General features: G+C 71.5%; 15 protein-coding genes and 2 pseudogenes. 9 read left to right on the top strand and 8 right to left on the bottom strand.

The window, feature by feature from the left end; genetic code table 11:
- The 4 genes from CCN39_RS09000 to CCN39_RS09015 all read right to left on the bottom strand — a co-directional run.
- Positions 1–1014: coiled-coil domain-containing protein (locus tag CCN39_RS09000; RefSeq protein ID WP_086840263.1), on the bottom strand; the 1014-nt coding region annotated here is incomplete at its 3' end.
- A 105-nt stretch (positions 1015–1119) separates the two neighbouring features.
- The gene (locus tag CCN39_RS09005) at positions 1120–3114 is read right to left on the bottom strand and encodes an SDR family oxidoreductase (RefSeq protein ID WP_086840265.1); all 1995 of its coding nucleotides are present in this window, start codon (positions 3112–3114) and stop codon (positions 1120–1122) included.
- A 102-nt stretch (positions 3115–3216) separates the two neighbouring features.
- On the bottom strand, positions 3217–4029 hold the full coding sequence (locus CCN39_RS09010; protein WP_086840267.1) for a class F sortase: 813 nt from the start codon (positions 4027–4029) through the stop codon (positions 3217–3219).
- Positions 4030–4033: 4 nt separating this feature from the next.
- Complete coding sequence (locus tag CCN39_RS09015) at positions 4034–5491, bottom strand: MSCRAMM family protein (protein WP_086840269.1); 1458 nt, start codon at positions 5489–5491, stop codon at positions 4034–4036.
- Between the two features lie 316 nt (positions 5492–5807).
- Here CCN39_RS09015 and CCN39_RS09020 point away from each other — a divergent pair, with 316 nt between their 5' ends.
- Both CCN39_RS09020 and CCN39_RS09025 read left to right on the top strand, forming a co-directional pair.
- Positions 5808–6641 (top strand): Bax inhibitor-1/YccA family protein, encoded by an 834-nt coding sequence (locus CCN39_RS09020; protein ID WP_086840271.1) that lies wholly within the window; start codon positions 5808–5810, stop codon positions 6639–6641.
- 193 nt (positions 6642–6834) lie between these two features.
- Entirely contained in the window at positions 6835–7530 is a 696-nt protein-coding gene (locus tag CCN39_RS09025) for an LppU/SCO3897 family protein (protein ID WP_086840273.1), read from the top strand.
- 70 nt (positions 7531–7600) lie between these two features.
- On the opposite strand, the gene CCN39_RS09030 is transcribed toward CCN39_RS09025, so the two are convergent.
- Complete coding sequence (locus CCN39_RS09030) at positions 7601–8821, bottom strand: acetyl-CoA C-acetyltransferase (protein ID WP_086840275.1); 1221 nt, start codon at positions 8819–8821, stop codon at positions 7601–7603.
- Between the two features lie 226 nt (positions 8822–9047).
- Here CCN39_RS09030 and CCN39_RS09035 point away from each other — a divergent pair, with 226 nt between their 5' ends.
- The 6 genes from CCN39_RS09035 to CCN39_RS09060 all read left to right on the top strand — a co-directional run bounded on the left by CCN39_RS09035 (position 9048) and on the right by CCN39_RS09060 (position 15835).
- Entirely contained in the window at positions 9048–9992 is a 945-nt protein-coding gene (locus CCN39_RS09035) for a pentapeptide repeat-containing protein (protein WP_086840287.1), read from the top strand.
- A gap of 326 nt (positions 9993–10318) precedes the next feature.
- The gene (locus CCN39_RS09040) at positions 10319–11689 is read left to right on the top strand and encodes a cystathionine beta-synthase (protein WP_086840276.1); all 1371 of its coding nucleotides are present in this window, start codon (positions 10319–10321) and stop codon (positions 11687–11689) included.
- 127 nt (positions 11690–11816) lie between these two features.
- Positions 11817–13319, top strand: a complete 1503-nt coding sequence (locus tag CCN39_RS09045; RefSeq protein WP_086840277.1) for a hypothetical protein — start codon at positions 11817–11819, stop codon at positions 13317–13319.
- Positions 13320–13663: 344 nt separating this feature from the next.
- A complete protein-coding gene (locus CCN39_RS09050) occupies positions 13664–14116 on the top strand; it encodes a hypothetical protein (RefSeq protein ID WP_086840279.1) in 453 nt (150 codons plus the stop codon).
- A complete protein-coding gene (locus CCN39_RS09055; protein WP_086840280.1) occupies positions 14117–14560 on the top strand; it encodes a hypothetical protein in 444 nt (147 codons plus the stop codon).
- 117 nt (positions 14561–14677) lie between these two features.
- The gene (locus CCN39_RS09060) at positions 14678–15835 is read left to right on the top strand and encodes a cystathionine gamma-synthase (RefSeq protein WP_086840282.1); all 1158 of its coding nucleotides are present in this window, start codon (positions 14678–14680) and stop codon (positions 15833–15835) included.
- A gap of 3 nt (positions 15836–15838) precedes the next feature.
- On the opposite strand, the gene CCN39_RS09065 is transcribed toward CCN39_RS09060, so the two are convergent.
- On the bottom strand, positions 15839–16312 hold the full coding sequence (locus CCN39_RS09065) for a TIGR03618 family F420-dependent PPOX class oxidoreductase (RefSeq protein WP_086840284.1): 474 nt from the start codon (positions 16310–16312) through the stop codon (positions 15839–15841).
- An 81-nt stretch (positions 16313–16393) separates the two neighbouring features.
- A complete protein-coding gene (locus CCN39_RS09070; RefSeq protein WP_086840286.1) occupies positions 16394–16666 on the bottom strand; it encodes a hypothetical protein in 273 nt (90 codons plus the stop codon).
- Positions 16667–16761: 95 nt separating this feature from the next.
- Here CCN39_RS09070 and CCN39_RS09075 point away from each other — a divergent pair.
- A pseudogene (locus tag CCN39_RS09075) lies at positions 16762–17718 on the top strand (threonine ammonia-lyase); the annotation flags it as partial.
- A gap of 54 nt (positions 17719–17772) precedes the next feature.
- Here CCN39_RS09075 and CCN39_RS52770 read toward each other — a convergent pair.
- Positions 17773–17928, bottom strand: a pseudogene (locus CCN39_RS52770) (threonine ammonia-lyase); the annotation flags it as partial.

The raw sequence follows: 17928 nt of genomic DNA on the forward strand, positions 1-17928 counted from the left end.
CGGCTTCGAAGCCGACTTCGGGATGGCCGGCTGGACCACCGGAACCACCGGTGCGGCCGGCGTGGTCGCCGACTCCGAGTCCCCGCCGACCAGCTTCGCGGCCTGGGGGATCACCGCCTCCTCCGGCAGCGCCGCCAGCTGCGTCTCGCTCCGGTTGAGGATGTCCTCCGCCATCGCCAGGCTCTTGCGCGCCTGCTCGCGGATCTCGGCCAGCCGCTCGACCTTCCGGTTGGCGGCCGTCGTCCGCTGGGCCGCCTGGGTGGTCGCCTCGTCCAGGCGACGCTTGGCTTCCGCGGTCGCCTCGTCGAGCCGCCGCTTCGCTTCCGCCGTCGCCTCCGCGAGCCGGCGCTCCGCCTGGTTCTTGCTCGCCGTGCGCTGGTCGGCGACGTGCTTCTCCAGCGCCGCCTTCTGGGCCGCCTGGGACGCCTCGAACTCGCGCTCGAGCTTCCGCCGCTTCCGCTCCGCCTCGTTGTCCAGCAGCTCCCGGCGCTGGGCCGCCTCGACCGTCAGCCGCTGGACCTCGGCGCGCGTCTCCGCCAGCGCGCTCTCGTGCTCGGAGTGCAGCAGGTCGGCCTGCTTGTCCAGCTCCGCGACCAGCTTCGAGTACCGCTCACGCAGCTTCTTCGACGCCTCCGTCGAGGACGCCCACGTCTTCTCCGCGGCCACCTCGGCGCGCTTGATGATCTCGTCCGCGCGCGCCTGGGCGAGCGTCACCGTGCGCTGCATCCGCTCGTCGAGGTCCTCGAGCCGCTCCGGCGGTTTCTTCAGCTCCTCGACGCGCGCCTCCAGCGCCGCGACCTGCTGCCGCACCGATTCGACCTCGCGGGTCGCGGCGGCGGCCTGTGCCGCGGCGGCGTCGCGTTCGCTGAGCACCCGGCGCAGCTGGGCTTCGACGTGGTCGAGGTACTGGCGCACCTCGTTGCGGTCGAAGCCGTGCCAAGCCTGGGTGTACTCACGACGGAGGGGGAGGAGGCCGTTGAGGGCGGTTGCGGCGGGGTCGCGCTCAGGAACCATGGGCCCGACCGTACCCGGGCACCCGCCGCCTCCGCCTTCCGGCTTAACGAATCACCAACACGTGTCGCCGTGTCGCCGGAATGGCCTCACCCCGGAAACCCTGCGTCACCAGTGGAACCCGCGCGAGAGCCGGGCCAGCGCCATCGCCGCGCGCGAGAGGTGTTTCTCGCCACGTCCGATCTTGAGTTCGCCCGAACCGCCCGCCGCGGTCGAATCCGGGAAGATCCGGAAACCCTGGTACGCGACGGCGTCGGTGAGGCCCGGCGTGAGCGTGTACGCCAGCCCGATCGCCTGTCCCGCCGGGGTGCCGATGTGCTTCGGCCGCTCGACGAGCGCCTTCAGCACCATGTCCGCGGCCTGCTCCGGCGACTTCGTCGGGAACGCGTCGTAGATCTTCGTCGGCCGGATCATCGGCGTGCGCACCAGCGGCATGTGGATGGTGGTGAACGTGATCCCGTCGCCGTGCGTCTCGGTCGCCGCGATCCGCGAGAAGTAGTCCAGCGCCGCCTTCGAGGCCGCGTACGCCGAGAAGCGCGGCGCGATGCCCTGCACGCCGATCGACGACACGTTCACGATGTGCCCGAACTTCCGCTCCGACATGTGCGGCAGCACCGCGAGGATCAGCCGGACCGCGCCGAAGTAGTTGATCGCCATCGCGCGCTCGTAGTCGTGCATCCGGTCGTAGGACAGCTTGATCGACCGGCGGATCGACCGGCCGGCGTTGTTGACCAGCATGTCGATCCGGCCGTGCTCGGCCAGCATCGCGTCGACGGCCTTGTGCACCGAATCCTCGTCGGTCAGGTCGGCCGGGTACACCGACGCCGTGCCGCCGGCGGCGACGATCTCGTCGCGGACCTCTTCCAGCTCGTGCTGGCGGCGCGCGACGAGCAGCGGGACACCGCCCGCGGCGGCGACCTTCAGCGCGGTCGCCCGCCCGATGCCCGAGGACGCGCCGGTGATGATCACGCGGCGGCCGTCCAGCTCGCCGCGCGGGCCGTGCTTGCGCGCGCGGAAGGGGTCGAGGTGCTCGCGCCAGTAGCGCCACAGCGTCGGCGCGTACTCCTCCAGCCGCGGGACGTCGACGGTGCCGGCCAGCGCCTTGCGCGTCTCGGCCGAGGAGAACACCGACGGGAACGCCATCGTGTCCAGCAGCACCGGCGGGATGCCGAACCGCTCCATCACGGCGTCGCGCGCGATGGTGACGCCGGGGATGTGCTCGGTCAGCTTGACCAGCCCGACGATCCGCTTCGAAATGCCTTCGCCCAGCTGCACGGTGATCGTCGGCGCGCCCGCGGCCCGCGCGAAGGCGTTGTACACCGAGACGACCGGCTGCGGCTCGGGGTTGACCAGGTGGAAGGCGTGACCGTCGAGGCCCGGCTTGACCACCAGCTCCAGCAGCGCCTTGGCGACGTAGTCGACCGGCACGATGTTCGTGTCGCCGAGGTCCGGGCCGACGATCGGCAGCACGTCCGGCAGCCCGGCGAGCCGGTTGATCGCGGGGAAGAGGTAGTACGGGCCGTCGATCTTGTCCATTTCGCCGGTCTCGGAGTCCCCGACGACGACGGCCGGCCGGTACACCCGCCAGGGGACCCGGTCCTGCTCGCGGACGATCTTCTCGGCTTCGAACTTGGTCCGGTGGTACGGCGTGACCAGCCGCTGCCCGGCGTCGAACATCTCCTCGGTGAACACGCCTTCGTGGTCGCCCGCGACGGCCACCGACGACACGTGGTGCAGGCAGCCCGCGCGCAGGTCCGCGGCGAGGTCGACGACGGCCCGCGTACCGTCCACATTGGCCTTGATGCTGGCCTCGTCGTCGGCGGTGAGGTCGTAGAGCGCGGCGAGGTGGACGATGTGGTCGACACTCCCGCGCAGCTGCTCGCGGTCCGCTTCGGACACGCCGAGCAGCGGCTCGCCGAGGTCGCCGGTCACGAGCGTGACGCGGTCGGAGTGCGGCCACTGGTCGACCAGCGCGGCCAGCTTGGCCCGCGAGGACGCGCGCACCACGAGGGCGACGCGGTCGTCGTCGGGACGGGAGAGCAGCAGCCGGGTGAAGTGACGCCCGATCAGTCCGGTCGCGCCGGTCACCAAGAACGTCGCCATTGTCTTCACACCTCTCGCTCCCACAGCCCTGACCCTGGGCATTCTGCTGCATGGCGACGCCGGCGACCACCGTTTCGAAACGTGATGTTACCCACGAGTAACTTAGCTGGGGTCCGCGATGACGATGCGGTTCTCCTCGTAGCCGTCCGATCCGCCCACCCAGCGGCCACCGCACGTCACCAGCACCACGCGGTGCGGGCCGGACGGGCCGAAGAGGTGGTCGGCGCGGGCCGCCAGGTCGCTCTTGTGCACCGTGACCAGCTGCGAGATCCGGAACGGCCAGGTCTTGCCCGCACTGTCCACAATGGTCACCTCGGCGCCGACCCTGGCGTCCCACAGCTCGGCGAACGGCCCGGTCGCACCCCGCCAGTTCACGTGGCCGGCGAACACGCTCGCCCCGCTCGCGGCGTCGAGTGACGCGCCCCACCACGTCGCCTGGCCGAGGTCGGTGGGCACCGGCAGCTCGCCGCCCGGGCCGAGGTCCTTGCGCACGAGCGTCGCGGTCCCGCCGCCCGGCAGCCGGACGGTGCCCGGCCGCTGCGGCGGCGGGGACGGCGGTGGCGGGGCCGACGAAGGCGTCCGCGCCGCCGGTGCGGCTCCAGGCGTGGGAGCGGTGGCCGTCGGGGATGGGGACGGCACCGCGGCCGCGGCTCCGGCGGCACCCGCGGCGGGCAGCGCCGTGCCGGTCACGACGGCCACCGGTGGCGCGGTGACCACGGTGGCGCCGAACTGCGCCGCGAGCACCGTCGCCGCGCCGAGGGCGAAGCCGGCGAGCAGCCGGCCCCGGCCGGGCTTCCGCGCGGCCGGCTCCGGGGGACCGGCGGGCCGCTCTTCGGTGGCCGCCCAGCCGATGCCCCGGTGCCATTCCTCGACGAACCAGTCCTCGTCCCGCCGGTCGCCGTCGTGATCCGCCACGCCGCTACCGCCGGGACGCCCGCCGCGCGGCGACGCCGATCAGCCCGGCCGCCAGCAGCACGAGCAGGCCGAGCCCGGCCAGGCCCGGCACGGAGTAGCTCGTCTCGACGACACCCTGCGCCCGCGCGACCGGCTGGTCGCCGGCCGGGATCGCGCGCGGGACCTCGTTGGGCTTGTTCGTCACGGTCAGGGCCAGCGTCTCGCCCGGCTGCACGGTGCCGCACGCCGACGGCGGGTTCTTCGGGTCGAAGGCGTTCGTGTACCCCGGCGGCGGGCTCGCCTCGACGACGCAGATCTCCTGCGGCGCACGGAGGTTCTCGACCGTCACGCCCCCGGTCTTGCCGTCGGTGGTGACGACCGCGGGCTTGCCGTCGGCCCCGGTGAGCGGCTTGCCGTCCTGCCCGAGCGCGGCGGACGTCTTGTCCTTGCCGGTGATCCGCAGGACCGCGCCGCCGACGCCCTGGCCCGTGGTCGCGTCCGTCTTGGTCACCTGGACCTTGCCGGGCTTCGCGACGTTGACGACGCCCTGGGCGGTCAGTTCCTTCTCACCGCCGGTGGAGACGACGCGCTGCACCGCGGTGTCGATCGGCAGCCGGACGTACGGCCGGTCCGCCGGCGCGGTGAGCGAAGCCACCAGCTTCGGCTTGTCGCCGGTCGGGGTCAGCTTCACCGTCACGGTGCCGTCGGCGCCGGTCTTCAGTGTGACGTCCTTCGCGGCGGCCTGCGGGCTCGCGTTGCCCGCGGCGCTGTCCGCCTTCTCCCCGTCGAGGGTGGCGGCGGTCGCCGTCAGCTTCACCGCGACACCCGGGACGCCCTTGCCGTGGGCGTTCTTCACGGTCGCGGTCCACTCGGCCGCTTCGCCGAGGTGCTGGACGCCCTTCGGCGCGGTCATCGAAGCGGTCCACGGCCCGCGGTTGGTCTCGGCGTCCGTCTTCAGCCGCTCGACGGCGTCGGCCGCGCCCGCGAAGTTCTTGCGCAGCTCGGCGAGGTGCCCCGGCGCGTCGTAGGCGAGCTTGTCCTTGGGCAGGCTCGGCTCGAGGTCGGCCGGGGTGCGCGGCGCCGCGGTCCACGAGTGCAGCAGGTGCGCGAGCGCGGTCGCCTCGTCCGCGTTCTTGGTGTCGCCGTAGCGCAGCAGCAGGTACGAGATGTTCGCGGCTTCGTCGGCCGGCAGCTTCGTGCCCCACTTCGTGAGCAGCTCGTCGCCGGGTTTGTACTGCTCGTCGGTGTCCGGCGCCTTGAGCAGGAAGCTCACGCAGAACACCTGCTGCCCGCCGACGACGTACGACCCGAGCCACACCGTGCCGACGCCCTGCTGGCCGCCGACGTCGTGCCCGATGCCTTCCTGGCTGGCGGCCGAGGCCGGGACGGCGCCGGAGGTCGCGGAGAGCGTGCCGAGCAGGGCCGCGGCGACGAGGCCGGTGAGCGCGCGAACACCGGCGCGCGGGCGTGTTGACCACCCCATGTGTCTATGCTCCTTCGGTCGACGCGCGGCAGCGCCCGGCGTCTCTGCAGGTCACACGACTGATCACATCCCCGACGCGCGTTCGGTGAACGTCCGAGCACGCGAGGTGAGCGTTGCGAAGGTGGGGGAAACTGTGTACCGCTCTTCGGGTGGCTGTCGCCGAACGGTCGTGTCGGCCGTCGCTTACCGTGTCGTCCGAGGCAGTCGGCCTGCCGTCGAGTAAAGTTGTCTTTACTCGACGGGAACCCCGCGCCCGCGGCGGTCGTTGAACCCGATGCAGCGATGATCCACGAAGCAGCAGATCCAGGAGGATCAGGTGCGTTCCAGTAGCAACCCGGCGTTCCGCAACCTGCCCGGCGGCGGAACCCAGACTTACGGGCAGTACGGGCCCCCGGTGGGCTTCAACCAACCCCAGGGCGGCGTGCCCGGGTACGGTCCCGGCCGGGCGACCTCCGGCGAGGGCGATCGCCCGATGACCGTCGACGACGTCGTCGTCAAGACGGGGATGTCCCTCGGCGTCGCGCTGCTCGTCGGGGTGATCACGGCGATCTGGGCGCAGGTCCAGATCACCGAGACCGGCCGGATCTCCGGCGCGCTCCTCGGCGCGATGCTCGGTGGCCTCGTCGTCGGGCTCGTCATCTCGCTGGTGATCATCTTCCGCCAGAAGCCCAGCGGCGCGCTGACGCTGACGTACTCGGCGGCCGAAGGCCTGTTCCTCGGTGCGCTGAGCGGGGTTTTCCAGGCGATCTACCCCGGCATCGCGCTGCAGGCGATCGTCGGCACCGCGGGTGTGTTCATCGGCATGCTGGTCGTCTACAAGACCGGCGCGGTCAAGGTCACGCCGAAGCTGACCAAGTGGATCGTCGGCGCCACCGTCGGTGTCGCCATCCTGATGCTGTTCAACCTGATCAGCTCGCTGGCCTTCGGCTTCAACCCGCTGCGCGGCGGCGGCACGATCGCCATCATCTTCAGCCTCGTCTGCATCGGCATCGCGGCCTTCAGCTTCCTGCTGGACTTCGACCAGGCGGACCGGATGATCCGCGAGGGCATGCCGTCGAAGTGGGCTTGGTACACCGCCTTCGGCTTGATGACGACGCTGGTCTGGCTGTACCTCGAGATCCTGCGGTTGCTTTCGTACTTCCGTGAGTAATCTGGCTCACAGTTCCGCAGTGAAGGCGCTCCGTAACCGGCGGGGCGCCTTTTCTGTGGGTAATTCGTGCATATAGGGACCCCGCTGCGGGCGGCGCTCACCCTGCGTGTTTGATAACCCGGTCGGTTCTCATTTCACATGTGTGAGGTTCACAGTGAGCGTTCCCCCTCCGGCCCCCGGGGGCCAGCAGCCGGTGGGTCAGCCCGATCCTTACGGACCGCCTCCCGGCGGCCAGCCGCAGCAGCCGCAGCAGCCGTACGGCCAGCCCGGCCAGTTCGGTCAGCCGCAGGGCCAGCCGGGCCAGTTCGGTCCGCCGCCCGGCCAGTTCCCGCCCGGCGGCCAGCCCGGCTTCCCGCCGGCGCCGCCGAAGCGCTCGAAGGCCCCCCGGCTCATCCTGGGCGGCATCGGCGCCATCGTGGTGGTCGCGATCGTCATCATCGGGATCGTCTCCTTCATGAAGTCGCCGGCCACCTCGAACGCCGGTGACTGCCTCACGATCACCGAGTTCACCCAGGGCGGCGAGGACCCGGCGAAGGCCGACTGCAACGACCCGAAGGCGAACGTCAAGATCGCCAAGAAGCTGGAGACGGCGTCCGAGGACTGCCCCGGTGGGTCGAACGCCGGCTACGACACCTACTCGGTCAGCGGCCGCAGCTCGTACAAGCTGTGCCTGATGATCAACGCGAAGCAGGGCGACTGCCTGGCGAACTTCACGTCCCAGACCAAGGGCTACCTGAAGGTCCCGTGCACCGACCCGACCAAGGACGGCGAGCTCGTCAAGGTCGTGACGGGCCAGGCGGACAAGAACGTCTGCGAGGGCACCGACGCCACGCGCGTCGCGGTGTACCCGGAGCCGGCGACGACGATGTGCGTGAAGACGAACGAGTAACACAGGTTTGACGAAGGCCCCCTCGCCAGGTCGGCGAGGGGGCCTTCGCGCATCCGGATGCCGTTCGGGCTCAGGAAAGGCGCTCGATGATCAGCGCCATGCCCTGGCCACCGCCGACGCACATCGTCTCGAGGCCGAACTGCTTGTCGTGGTGCTGCAGGGAGTTGATCAGCGTCGAGGTGATCCGGGCGCCGGTCATGCCGAACGGGTGGCCCACCGCGATCGCGCCGCCGTTGACGTTCAGCCGGTCCAGGTCGATGCCCAGGTCCTGGTAGGACGGGATGACCTGCGCGGCGAACGCCTCGTTGATCTCGACCAGGTCGATGTCGCCGATCGACAGCCCCGCGCGCGAAAGCGCCTGCTTGGACGCCTCGACCGGGCCGTAGCCCATGATCTCCGGCGAAAGCCCGGTGACGCCGGTGGAGACGATCCGCGCCAGCGGCGTCAGGCCCAGCTCACGCGCCTTCGCGTCGGACATGATCACCAGCGCCGCCGCGCCGTCGTTGAGCGCGCAGCAGTTGCCCGCCGTGACCCGGCCGTCCGGGCGGAACACCGGCTTCAGGCCGGAGACGCCTTCCACGGTGACGCCGGCGCGCGGGCCGTCGTCCTTCGAGACGACCGTGCCGTCCGGCAGGGTCACCGGGGTGATGTCCTTGGCCCAGAAGCCGTCCGCGATGGCCTTCTCGGCCAGGTTCTGCGAACGGACGCCGAACTCGTCCATCTCCTCCCGCGTGACGCCCTTCAGCCGGGCCAGGTTCTCCGCGGTCTGGCCCATCGCGATGTAGACGTCCGGGACGTTGCCCTCGGTGCGCGGGTCGGTCCAGCTGTCGGTGCCGGACTCGGCGGTCGCCTTGGTGCGCGCCTCGGCGTCGGCGAACAGCGGGTTGTGCGTGTCGGGCCAGGAGTCCGAGCTGCCCTTGCCGAACCGCGAGACGGTCTCGACGCCGGCCGAGATGAAGACGTCGCCCTCGCCTGCCTTGATCGCGTGGAACGCCATCCGGGTGGTCTGCAGGCTGGAGGAGCAGTACCGGGTGATCGTGCAGCCGGGCAGGTGGTCGTAGCCCAGTTCGACGGCGACCGCGCGGCCCATGTTGAACCCGGACTCGCCGCCCGGCAGGCCGCACCCCAGCATCAGGTCGTCGATGTCGGCGGGGTCGAGCTGCGGCACCTTGGCCAGCGCGGCCTGGATCATCTGCGCGGTGAGGTCGTCGGGCCGCATGCCGACCAGCGAGCCCTTGTTGGCCCGCCCGATCGGCGAGCGTGCGGTGGAGACGATGACGGCTTCAGGCATGACGTGACACATCCTCGTATCGCGAGCTAAGCAGTTGCTCACCATACTGCCGGGTACGGCGTCCGGGAGAAAGCCGGAGCGGCTGTGAGGTTGTCCGCACGACGAAGAAGGCGCGATCGGCCTGCGGTGTTTCGGCGTGGCGCTGCGCTACGGCTCGCCGGTGACCGATCACCGCCAGGACACTGTCGCGTGGGTTCCGGATTTCCCCGGCTGGCAGGATCACGGGGTGGGAAACCAGCTGGAGCGGGTGCTGCGGACCAGGACGATCGTGCTGTGGGGCGCCGGGCTGCTGGTGGCGGCCGGAGCCGCCGCGGCGGTGCTGCTGACGCTGCTGGGCAGCGGCCGCCCGGAGGACTCGGCCCGGCTCGACGCGCTGAAGACCGCCGCCAACATCGTCGTCGGCGCCGGGGGCGCCGCCGCCCTGCTGCTCGCCGCGCGGCGGCAGCGGTCGGCCGAGCTCGAGCTGGTGCAGAAGGACCACGACGCCACCGAGCGCCGGATCACCGAGATGTACGGCAAGGCCGCCGACCAGCTCGGCAGCGACAAGGCGCCGGTCCGGCTGGCCGGGCTGTACGCGCTGGAACGGCTCGCCGCCGGGCACCCGGAGCACCGGCAGACGATCGTCAACGTCTTCTGCGCGTACCTGCGGATGCCCTACGACCCCACGAAGGACGACGAGGAGCTGCAGGTCCGCAAGGCCGCCCAGCGCATCCTCCTGCTGCACCTGCGGCCCGGTCGCGCGGAGCAGCCGAGCGGCGACTTCTGGCCGGACACCGACCTCGACTTCTCCGGAGCCAAGCTGGTCGGGCTCACCCTCACGCACTGCTCGATCCGCTCGATCACCTGCTACGGCGCGAAGTTTCTCGAACTGGCGTCGTTCCGCGGCACCGAATTCCGCACCAAGGCGGACTTCAACAAGGCGGAGTTCCGCGACCGCGTCGATTTCCGCGGAACCGTTTTCGGCGGCGACCGCGAGAGTTTCAACGGCGCCGTTTTCGCAGGTCCGGCCGATTTCGGTACCAAGTCCGCCGCGCGGCTCGCGGGGGCCCGGGCGACGCGGGGGTTTCCGCGGACCTGGCCGCGGGGCTGGGAAGAACGGCCGCTCGCCGACGAGGACGGCTCTGCGGAATTGACACGAAAGGACGAACCGGGAGAACCGGCGGCCCGATAGGATCGTCCCAACTCGTGAAAGGTCGCCATTCCGCACGGGAGGTGAACTGGCGATGATGATTGTCCAAACGGCTTACTGGACGTCCCTGTCCTTTCGGACCGACTGTGCGTCCATCGACGCCGGGCGGAACCTCCGGGACGGGATGACGGCTCAGCGTGCGACGGCCCTCGGGCCGGCACCGGTGCGGACGAGCGGCTTGGTGGCCGCCTGAGGTCCCCGCCGGGCGGCCCGGCCTCGCGCGCGCTGCCCGGCATTGCCGACGCGCACCCGGAGTCCGCTCCGGCGGAGTGGACAACGCCATGGGGCGGCCGTTTAGGCTGGCGGTCGTGGAGTATGCAGAGCACATCGCAGACCTCGTGGGCAACACCCCGCTGGTCAAGCTGAACTCGTTGACCAAGGGGCTCAAGCCGCTCGTGCTGGCCAAGGTCGAGTACCTGAACCCGGGTGGCTCGGTCAAGGACCGGATCGCGCTGCGCATGATCGAGGCCGCCGAAGCTTCCGGCGAGCTGCGCCCGGGCGGCACGATCGTCGAGCCGACGTCCGGCAACACCGGCGTCGGCCTGGCCATGGTCGCCCAGCGCAAGGGCTACCGGTGCGTGTTCGTCTGCCCGGACAAGGTCAGCGAAGACAAGCGCAACGTGCTCAAGGCGTACGGCGCCCGCGTCGTGGTGTGCCCGACGGCGGTCGCGCCCGAACACCCGGACTCCTACTACAACGTCTCCGACCGCCTGGTCCGCGAGATCGACGGCGCCTGGAAGCCCAACCAGTACGCCAACCCGCAGAACCCGGAAAGCCACTACCTCTCGACCGGCCCGGAGCTGTGGACGCAGACCGAGGGCAGGATCACGCACTTCGTCGCGGGCGTCGGCACCGGCGGCACGATCTCCGGCACCGGCAAGTACCTCAAGGAGGTCAGCGACGGCGCCGTGCAGGTGGTCGGCGCCGACCCGGAGGGCTCGGTCTACTCCGGCGGCAGCGGCCGCCCGTACCTGGTCGAAGGCGTCGGCGAGGACTTCTGGCCGGACACCTACGACCGGACCATCGCCGACGAGATCATCCCGGTCTCCGACGCCGACTCCTTCCAGGTCACCCGGCGCCTCGCGCTGGAGGAGGGCCTGCTGGTCGGCGGCTCCTGCGGGATGGCCGTCGCCGCCGCGCTGAAGCTCGCCGAGCGGCTCACCGAGGACGACGTCGTGGTCGTGCTGCTGCCCGACGGCGGCCGCGGCTACCTGACGAAGGTGTTCAACGACACGTGGATGTCCTCCTACGGCTTCCTGCCGCCGGACTCCTCGGGCGCGACGGTCGCCGACGTGCTCACGAAGAAGAGCGGCTCGCTGCCCGATCTGGTGCACTCTCACCCGAACGAGACCGTCGCGGAGGCCATCGCGATCCTCGCCGAATTCGGCGTGAGCCAGATGCCCGTCGTCAGCGCGGAGCCGCCGGTGATGGCCGCCGAGGTCGTCGGCGCCGTCAACGAGCGTGACCTGCTCGACGCGCTGTTCACCGGCAAGGCGCAGCTGGCCGACCGGCTCGAGCAGCACATGTCCCCGCCGCTGCCGACGATCGGCGGCGGCGAGCAGGTGGGCGCGGCGATGACCGCGCTCGAAGGGGCCGACGGTGCGCTCGTGCTGGTCGACGGCAAGCCGGCCGGGGTCGTCACCCGGCACGACCTCCTGGGCTTCCTGGCCGGTCGCTGACCGCACCCCAAGAGAGTTTTGATCGGCGGACCCGGCAGGGGCGTTACGAGCGCCCTGCCGGGCGATCCGATAGCGTGGGCGCAACTAGAACACTTTCGCGTCCTCGTCAAGGGGGTTCAAGACCCACATGAGTGCACCGCAGCCACCGAACCAGCCGTGGGGTGGCGGCCAGCCACCTCAGGGCCCGCCGAGTGGCCCCCAGCCGCAGCAGGACCCGTTCGGCAGCCCGGAACCGACCCAGGTCGTCCAGCCCGCCCAGCCCCAGGGTGGTTCCCCGTTCGGGGAGACGCCGGAGCCGACCCAGGTCGTCCAGCCGGGCCAGCCGGGTGACGGCGGGGCGGGCGCGACCCAGGCGATGCCGCCGGTCGACGCGAACGCGACCCAGATGGTGAACCCGGTCGGCGGCGGAGACGCCCCGGTCGCGGACTCGACGCAGCTGGTGCCCCCGGGCTCCCAGCCGCCGGCGATCCCGTACACCCCGCCGCCGAGCGCGGCCGACAACCCGGCCGCGGCCTTCGGCCAGCAGCCCGGTGGGTACGGCCAGCAGCCGGGCGGGTTCGGGCAGCCGGGCCAGCAGGGTGGGTTCGGGCAGCAGCCGGGCTTCGGCCAGCCTCCGCAGGGGTTCGGCGCGCCCGGTTTCGGTGGCCAGCAGCAGCCCGGTTTCGGGGGGCCGCAGCAGCCGTTCGGCGCGCCGGCCGCGGGCGGCAACGCCCTCTTCGGCTACATCGCCGGTGGCATCGTCGCCCTGCTGGGCCTCATCGCGCTCATCTACTCGTTCAACTACATGGGTGACGCGAGCGACTACTCCACGATCGTCGACGCGAACCAGGAGTTCCTCCAGAAGGCGCTGGACGCCGCCGGCCTCATCGGCCCGGGGCTCGTCTGGTTCTACGTGATCATGATCCTGCTGGGTTCGCTGATCTCCCTGGCCGGCGGTGTCGGGCTGGCGCTCGCGGGCAAGCTGGGCGGGCTGAAGAAGTTCGTCCCGATCGCGGTCGTCGCGGGTGGCGCGCTCCTGGCGCTGTTCGCCCTGCTGCTCAAGATCGGGATGACCCCGAACAGCGAGGCGCTCGGCGGGTCCTCCGGCCGGGACACGTTCGGCATCGGGCTGCCCCCGCTGATCCTGGGCATCCTCATCCTCATCGTGGGTGTGCTCGGGCTCATCCCGGCGACCCAGCACTTCGTCGGCCTCGGTGGCGGCGGTGCCGCGCCGGGCGGGCCGCAGGGCTTCGGCGGACCGCCGCCGGGCTTCGGTGGCCCGCAGCAGCCGGGCTTCGGCCAGCCGGGTCAGCCCGGTCAGCCGGGCGGTTTCGGTCAGCCCGGTGGGTACGGCCAGCCGGGTCAGCATGGTCAGCATGGTCAGCCGCCGCAGGGTTACGGCCAGCCGGGTGGCTACGGTCAGCCGGGCGGGCCGAACCCGTCCAGTGGCGGGTTCCCGCAGCCGTCGAGCGGGGGCTTCCCGCAGCCGGGCCAGCCGGGCGGCTACGGCCAGCCGGGTCAGCCCGGTGGGTACGGCCAGCCCGGTCACCCGGGTCAGCCGCCGCAGGGCTGGGGCCCGCCGCCGGGTCAGCAGGGCCCGCCGAGCGGCGGGTTCGGCCAGCCCGGCCAGCCCCCGCAGCAGCAGTGGTGAGCTAGGACGAGCATTCGTGCCCCGGAGCCGATTCGGCTCCGGGGCACGCTGCATTTTCCGGGTCCGCAATTGTCCGAAGAGGACAATTTCCGGGCGGCACCACGGCCGGTAATCGCGTGACCCTATTTCTGCCACTACCGCAGAGAAATGATCTTGGGTTCCGCCGTCCGGCCGAATTCCGTTCGCATTCAGGCTTGATTCCCCCGATTCCGGTTAGGGTGAGCGCCGTTGTCCCGCGCTCGGCTGATGGGGGAGTTGTGACCGGTCCGCACCGATACCCGGTGGCGCATTCGCATTCGTATTCATCGACTCGGCCATCCGGAGTAACGGCGGTTCTCGCCGGCGTGCTCGGCTTTCCGGCCGCGGTCGCCGCGGGATATGTGCCGGTCAAGATCTTCCTCGACATGCCGGCCGAATTCAGCCTGGGAGCACTGCCGGGCTGGGTGCTGGTGGACCTCGCCGCCTACCTCGTCGCGGGACTGGTGCTGCTCCTCGGTTCGCTGGCGACGCTGTTCCGCGCGACGGCGGGAGCGGTCCTGCTCGGCCTGGGTGCCCTGCTGGCGATCGGCGCCCTGCTCACCGAGCCGATGTCGGTGGGCGTACCCCCGGCCCGCTTCGCCGACGCGATGTTCACCCACGGCGGGTTCGCGATGGCCGACCGCGTCGGCTTGGCGGCGCTGTCGGTGCTCGTGCTGGTGCTGGCGTTCCTGCCGCCGACGTTCCGCTACCTGCGCTACCGCACGTCGATGGCACCGGTGCTGTCCGGCCAGGGCGCCTACTCGCCCCGGAGCTGGTGAGTGGAGATCGAAGCCCCGCCTCGAGCGGGAACGGCGATCGCCGCGGGGGCGCTCGCCGTACTCGGCGGAGTGTGGTTCCTGGTGGGCATCTTCTGGGCGACCCTTGTATTGGGATACGACCAGATGGACTTGATGGTTCCCGGCCAGATCGCGGACGCGGTCATCGGCCTGCTGCTCCTGCTCGGCGGAGTGTCGTTGCTCGCGCGCGCGGAGGCGGGACGGGTGCTGTGCCTGGTCGCGGGGGCCCTGGCACTGGTCGCCCCGATGGTGGACATGGCATTCCGCGCCCAGGGCCTTGCGGTGTTCGTCGTGGGCGGCCCGACAGGGATCAACGTCCTGCTACCGCGCGCGATCGCCATGGCCGCACCGTTCGTGGCCCTGCTGGTGCTCGCGGCCCTGCCGGCCACCCGCCGCTGGACAGGGCGCTCGGCGCCGGTCGGTTGATGGCCGCCGTCGCCGGCGCGGCCCCCTCGCGGCCCTCCCGGCAACCCGCCGCAGGCTGCGGTGATGAGATCCATCCCACCTGACGGGAATGCCAGGGGCGGCCCGTACGCTTGTCCAATGGTGGACGACTACTCCGAACTCGGCTTCGAGACCCGCGCGATCCACGCCGGTCAGAAGCCCGACCCCCGCACCGGCGCGGTGATCGTGCCGATCTACCAGACCTCGACCTACGCGCAGGACGGCGTGGGCGGGACCCGCGAGGGCGACTACGAGTACTCGCGCACCGCGAACCCGACCCGTTCGGCGCTGGAGGAGGCGCTGGCCTCGCTGGAAGGCGGCCGGCACGCGCTGGCCTTCGCGTCCGGCATGGCCGCGTCCGACGTGGTGCTGCGCAGTACCCTGCGCCCCGGTGACCACCTCGTGCTCGGCAACGACGCGTACGGTGGCACGTTCCGCCTGATCGACAAGGTGCTCAGCCTGTGGGGCGTCGAGCACACCGTGGCCGACCTGGCGGACCTCGACGAGGTGCGCGCCGCGATCCGGCCCGAGACCAAGCTGATCTGGTGCGAGTCGCCGACCAACCCGATGCTCGGCATCGCCGACCTCGCCGCGCTGGCCGGGGTCGCGCACGACGCCGGCGCCCGCCTGGTGGTCGACAACACCTTCGCGACGCCGTACCTGCAGAACCCGCTCGCGCTGGGCGCCGACATCGTCCTGCACTCGACGACGAAGTACCTCGGCGGTCACGCCGACGTCGTCGGCGGCGCGATCGTCACGAACGAAGACGAGCTGCGCGAGCAGTTCTTCTACCTGCGCAACGCCGCGGGCGCGGTGCCGGGGCCGTTCGACGCGTGGCTGACGCTGCGCGGCATCAAGACCCTCGCGCTGCGCATGGAGCGGCACAGCGACAACGCCGAGAAGATCGTCCAGGCGCTGATCAGGCACCCCAAGGTGGCCAAGGTCTACTACCCGGGCCTGCCGGAGCACCCGGGCCACGAGACGGCGGCGAAGCAGATGCGCCGCTTCGGCGGGATGGTTTCCTTCCGCCACGTGGACGGCGAGCAGGCCGCGCTGGAGGTCGCTTCGCGCACGAAGCTGTTCATCCTCGCCGAGTCGCTCGGCGGCGTCGAGTCGCTGCTCGAACACCCGGGCAAGATGACCCACGCGGCCACGGCGGGTTCGACCCTCCAGGTCCCGGCCGACCTCCTCCGCCTGTCGGTCGGCATCGAGGACGGCCGCGACCTGGTGGCCGACCTGCTGGCGGCCCTGGGCTGAGCCTCAGCCGACGTCGAGGCCGCCGCCGTAGAGCCGGTCCACCCGGAGCGTGATCACCACGCGGCGGTCCTCGACCATGTTCCGCAGGAACGCGGCCTCCGCCTCGGGGTCGCTGAACGGCGCCTGCATGGCGAGCAGGGCGAGGCCGGTCTCGTCCCCGGGTACCGCGCTGACCGGCGACACCTCGGCCACGCCCTCCGCGACCGCGAACGCCAGGTGGTCGTCGCTGCTGACGTAGAGCGACGCGTGCGGGTCGCGCGCGAGCTGGCGGACCTTCGCGCGTCCTGCCGTGGACCCGATCCGCACCACGCGCTCGGCCGGATCCCAGGCGTAAGCCACCGTGGACAGGTGCGGGAAGCCGCCGCGGTTGATCGTGGCCAGCGCGCCCAGGCTGTGGGCACCCAGCAGCCGGCTCGACGCTTCTTCGGTGGGCTTGGCGGGGCCGGGACCGCGGCCCGGCTCGTAAACAGTGGTCACCCGATGATCATCGGCGACCGGCGCACTCCGCGGAAGAAGGCACTTTCGTGTTCCCGGGGAACACCGGGGTAACCCGCCAGGTCAGGGGTTGTAGTTGCCGTGCACGACACCGCCGGTCGACGGCGTGCCGGTGGCCGGCAGCTTCGCGCCGTCGACGCAGCCGCCGACCAGCTCGACGTGGCGGTCGTGGCGGATGTACTGGGCCGGGGAACCGCACGAGGCGCTGTCCACCGTGATGTACGCGGCGCCGGTGAGCGCGGCGGCCGAGGCCAGCCCGATCACGAGCGGCAGCAGGCCGGCTGAGCGGGTGGCGCGCGCCCGTCGGGCCGTGTCCGCGTCGTTCCCCGCTGCCATGGTTGCTCCTTGTTTACCGCGTGTTGACGCGACCCAGGGTACCCGGCTCACGGTCCACTCAACCTGTGGAGTTCCTGAGTGGCATAGTCCGGCCCATGGAACTCGTCACCCTCGAGCGGATCCAGGCCGCCCGGGAACTCCTCAAGGGAGTGACCCGGGTGACGCCGATGGAGCACGCGCGCGACCTGCGCAAACTCCACGGCGGTCCGGTGCACCTGAAGTGCGAAAACCTGCAGCGGACGGGGTCGTTCAAGATCCGCGGCGCCTACACGCGCATCCACGGCCTGACCCAGGCCGAGCGTGACCGGGGCGTCGTCGCCGCCAGTGCCGGCAACCACGCGCAAGGCGTCGCGCTGGCGTCGTCGCTGCTCGGCGCCAAGTCCACCGTCTTCATGCCGCTGCGGGCCCCGCTGCCGAAGCTCGCCGCCACCCGCGGCTACGGCGCCGACGTCCACCTGCACGGCGCCCTCCTGGAGGAGACGCTCAACGCCGCGATCGAGTTCGGCGAGCGCACCGGGGCGGTGTTCATCCACCCCTTCGACCACGCGGACGTCATCGCCGGCCAGGGCACGGTCGGCCTCGAGATCCTCGAGCAGGTGCCGGGCGTGAAGACGATCCTGGTCGCCACCGGCGGCGGCGGGCTGGTCGGCGGGGTCGCGTCGGCGGTGAAGGCGCTGCGCCCGGACGTCCGCGTCGTCGGCGTTCAGGCCGAGGAAGCCGCGGCGTACCCGCCGTCGCTGGCCGCGGGCGCGCCGGTGCGGCTGAGCACGACCTCGACCATGGCCGACGGGATCGCGGTCGGCGAACCCGGCCTGGTCAGCTTCGCCCACGTCGAGTCGCTGGTCGACGACGTCGTGACGGTGTCCGAGCAGTTCCTGTCCCGGGCCGTGCTGCTGTGCCTGGAACGCCGGAAGCTGGTGGTCGAGCCGGCCGGCGCGGCGACGGTCGCCGCGCTGCTGCAGCACCCCGGGATCTTCGAGCCCCCGGTCGTGGCCATCCTCTCCGGCGGCAACGTTGACCCGGTGCTCCTGCTGCAGATCATCCAGCACGGCCCGGGACAGGAACTGCTCGGACACCGTCACGACGTCGTCGACCAGCGACTCGACGTGGGCGAAGCTGACCAGGCCGGGTTCGCCGACCGCGATCCCGTCGGCCATGGTCGAGGTCGTGCTCAGCCGCACCGGCGCGCCCGCGGCCAGCGACGGCGGGTACGCCGCGGCCTCCTCGGCCTGAACGCCGACGACGCGGACGTCCGGGCGCAG

This window comes from Amycolatopsis kentuckyensis (genome assembly GCF_002155975.1).
In the GTDB taxonomy this organism is placed as follows: Bacteria; Actinomycetota; Actinomycetes; order Mycobacteriales; family Pseudonocardiaceae; genus Amycolatopsis; species Amycolatopsis kentuckyensis.

What these genes read in the sequence shown, in the direction of transcription:
- CCN39_RS09005 (WP_086840265.1), bottom strand. Translation starts at nt 3,114, where the DNA reads ATGGCGACGTTCTTGGTGACCGGCGCGACCGGACTGATCGGGCGTCAC.
- CCN39_RS09015 (WP_086840269.1), bottom strand. Translation starts at nt 5,491, where the DNA reads ATGGGGTGGTCAACACGCCCGCGCGCCGGTGTTCGCGCGCTCACCGGC.
- CCN39_RS09030 (WP_086840275.1), bottom strand. Translation starts at nt 8,821, where the DNA reads ATGCCTGAAGCCGTCATCGTCTCCACCGCACGCTCGCCGATCGGGCGG.
- CCN39_RS09045 (WP_086840277.1), top strand. Translation starts at nt 11,817, where the DNA reads ATGAGTGCACCGCAGCCACCGAACCAGCCGTGGGGTGGCGGCCAGCCA.
- CCN39_RS09060 (WP_086840282.1), top strand. Translation starts at nt 14,678, where the DNA reads ATGGTGGACGACTACTCCGAACTCGGCTTCGAGACCCGCGCGATCCAC.
- CCN39_RS09070 (WP_086840286.1), bottom strand. Translation starts at nt 16,666, where the DNA reads ATGGCAGCGGGGAACGACGCGGACACGGCCCGACGGGCGCGCGCCACC.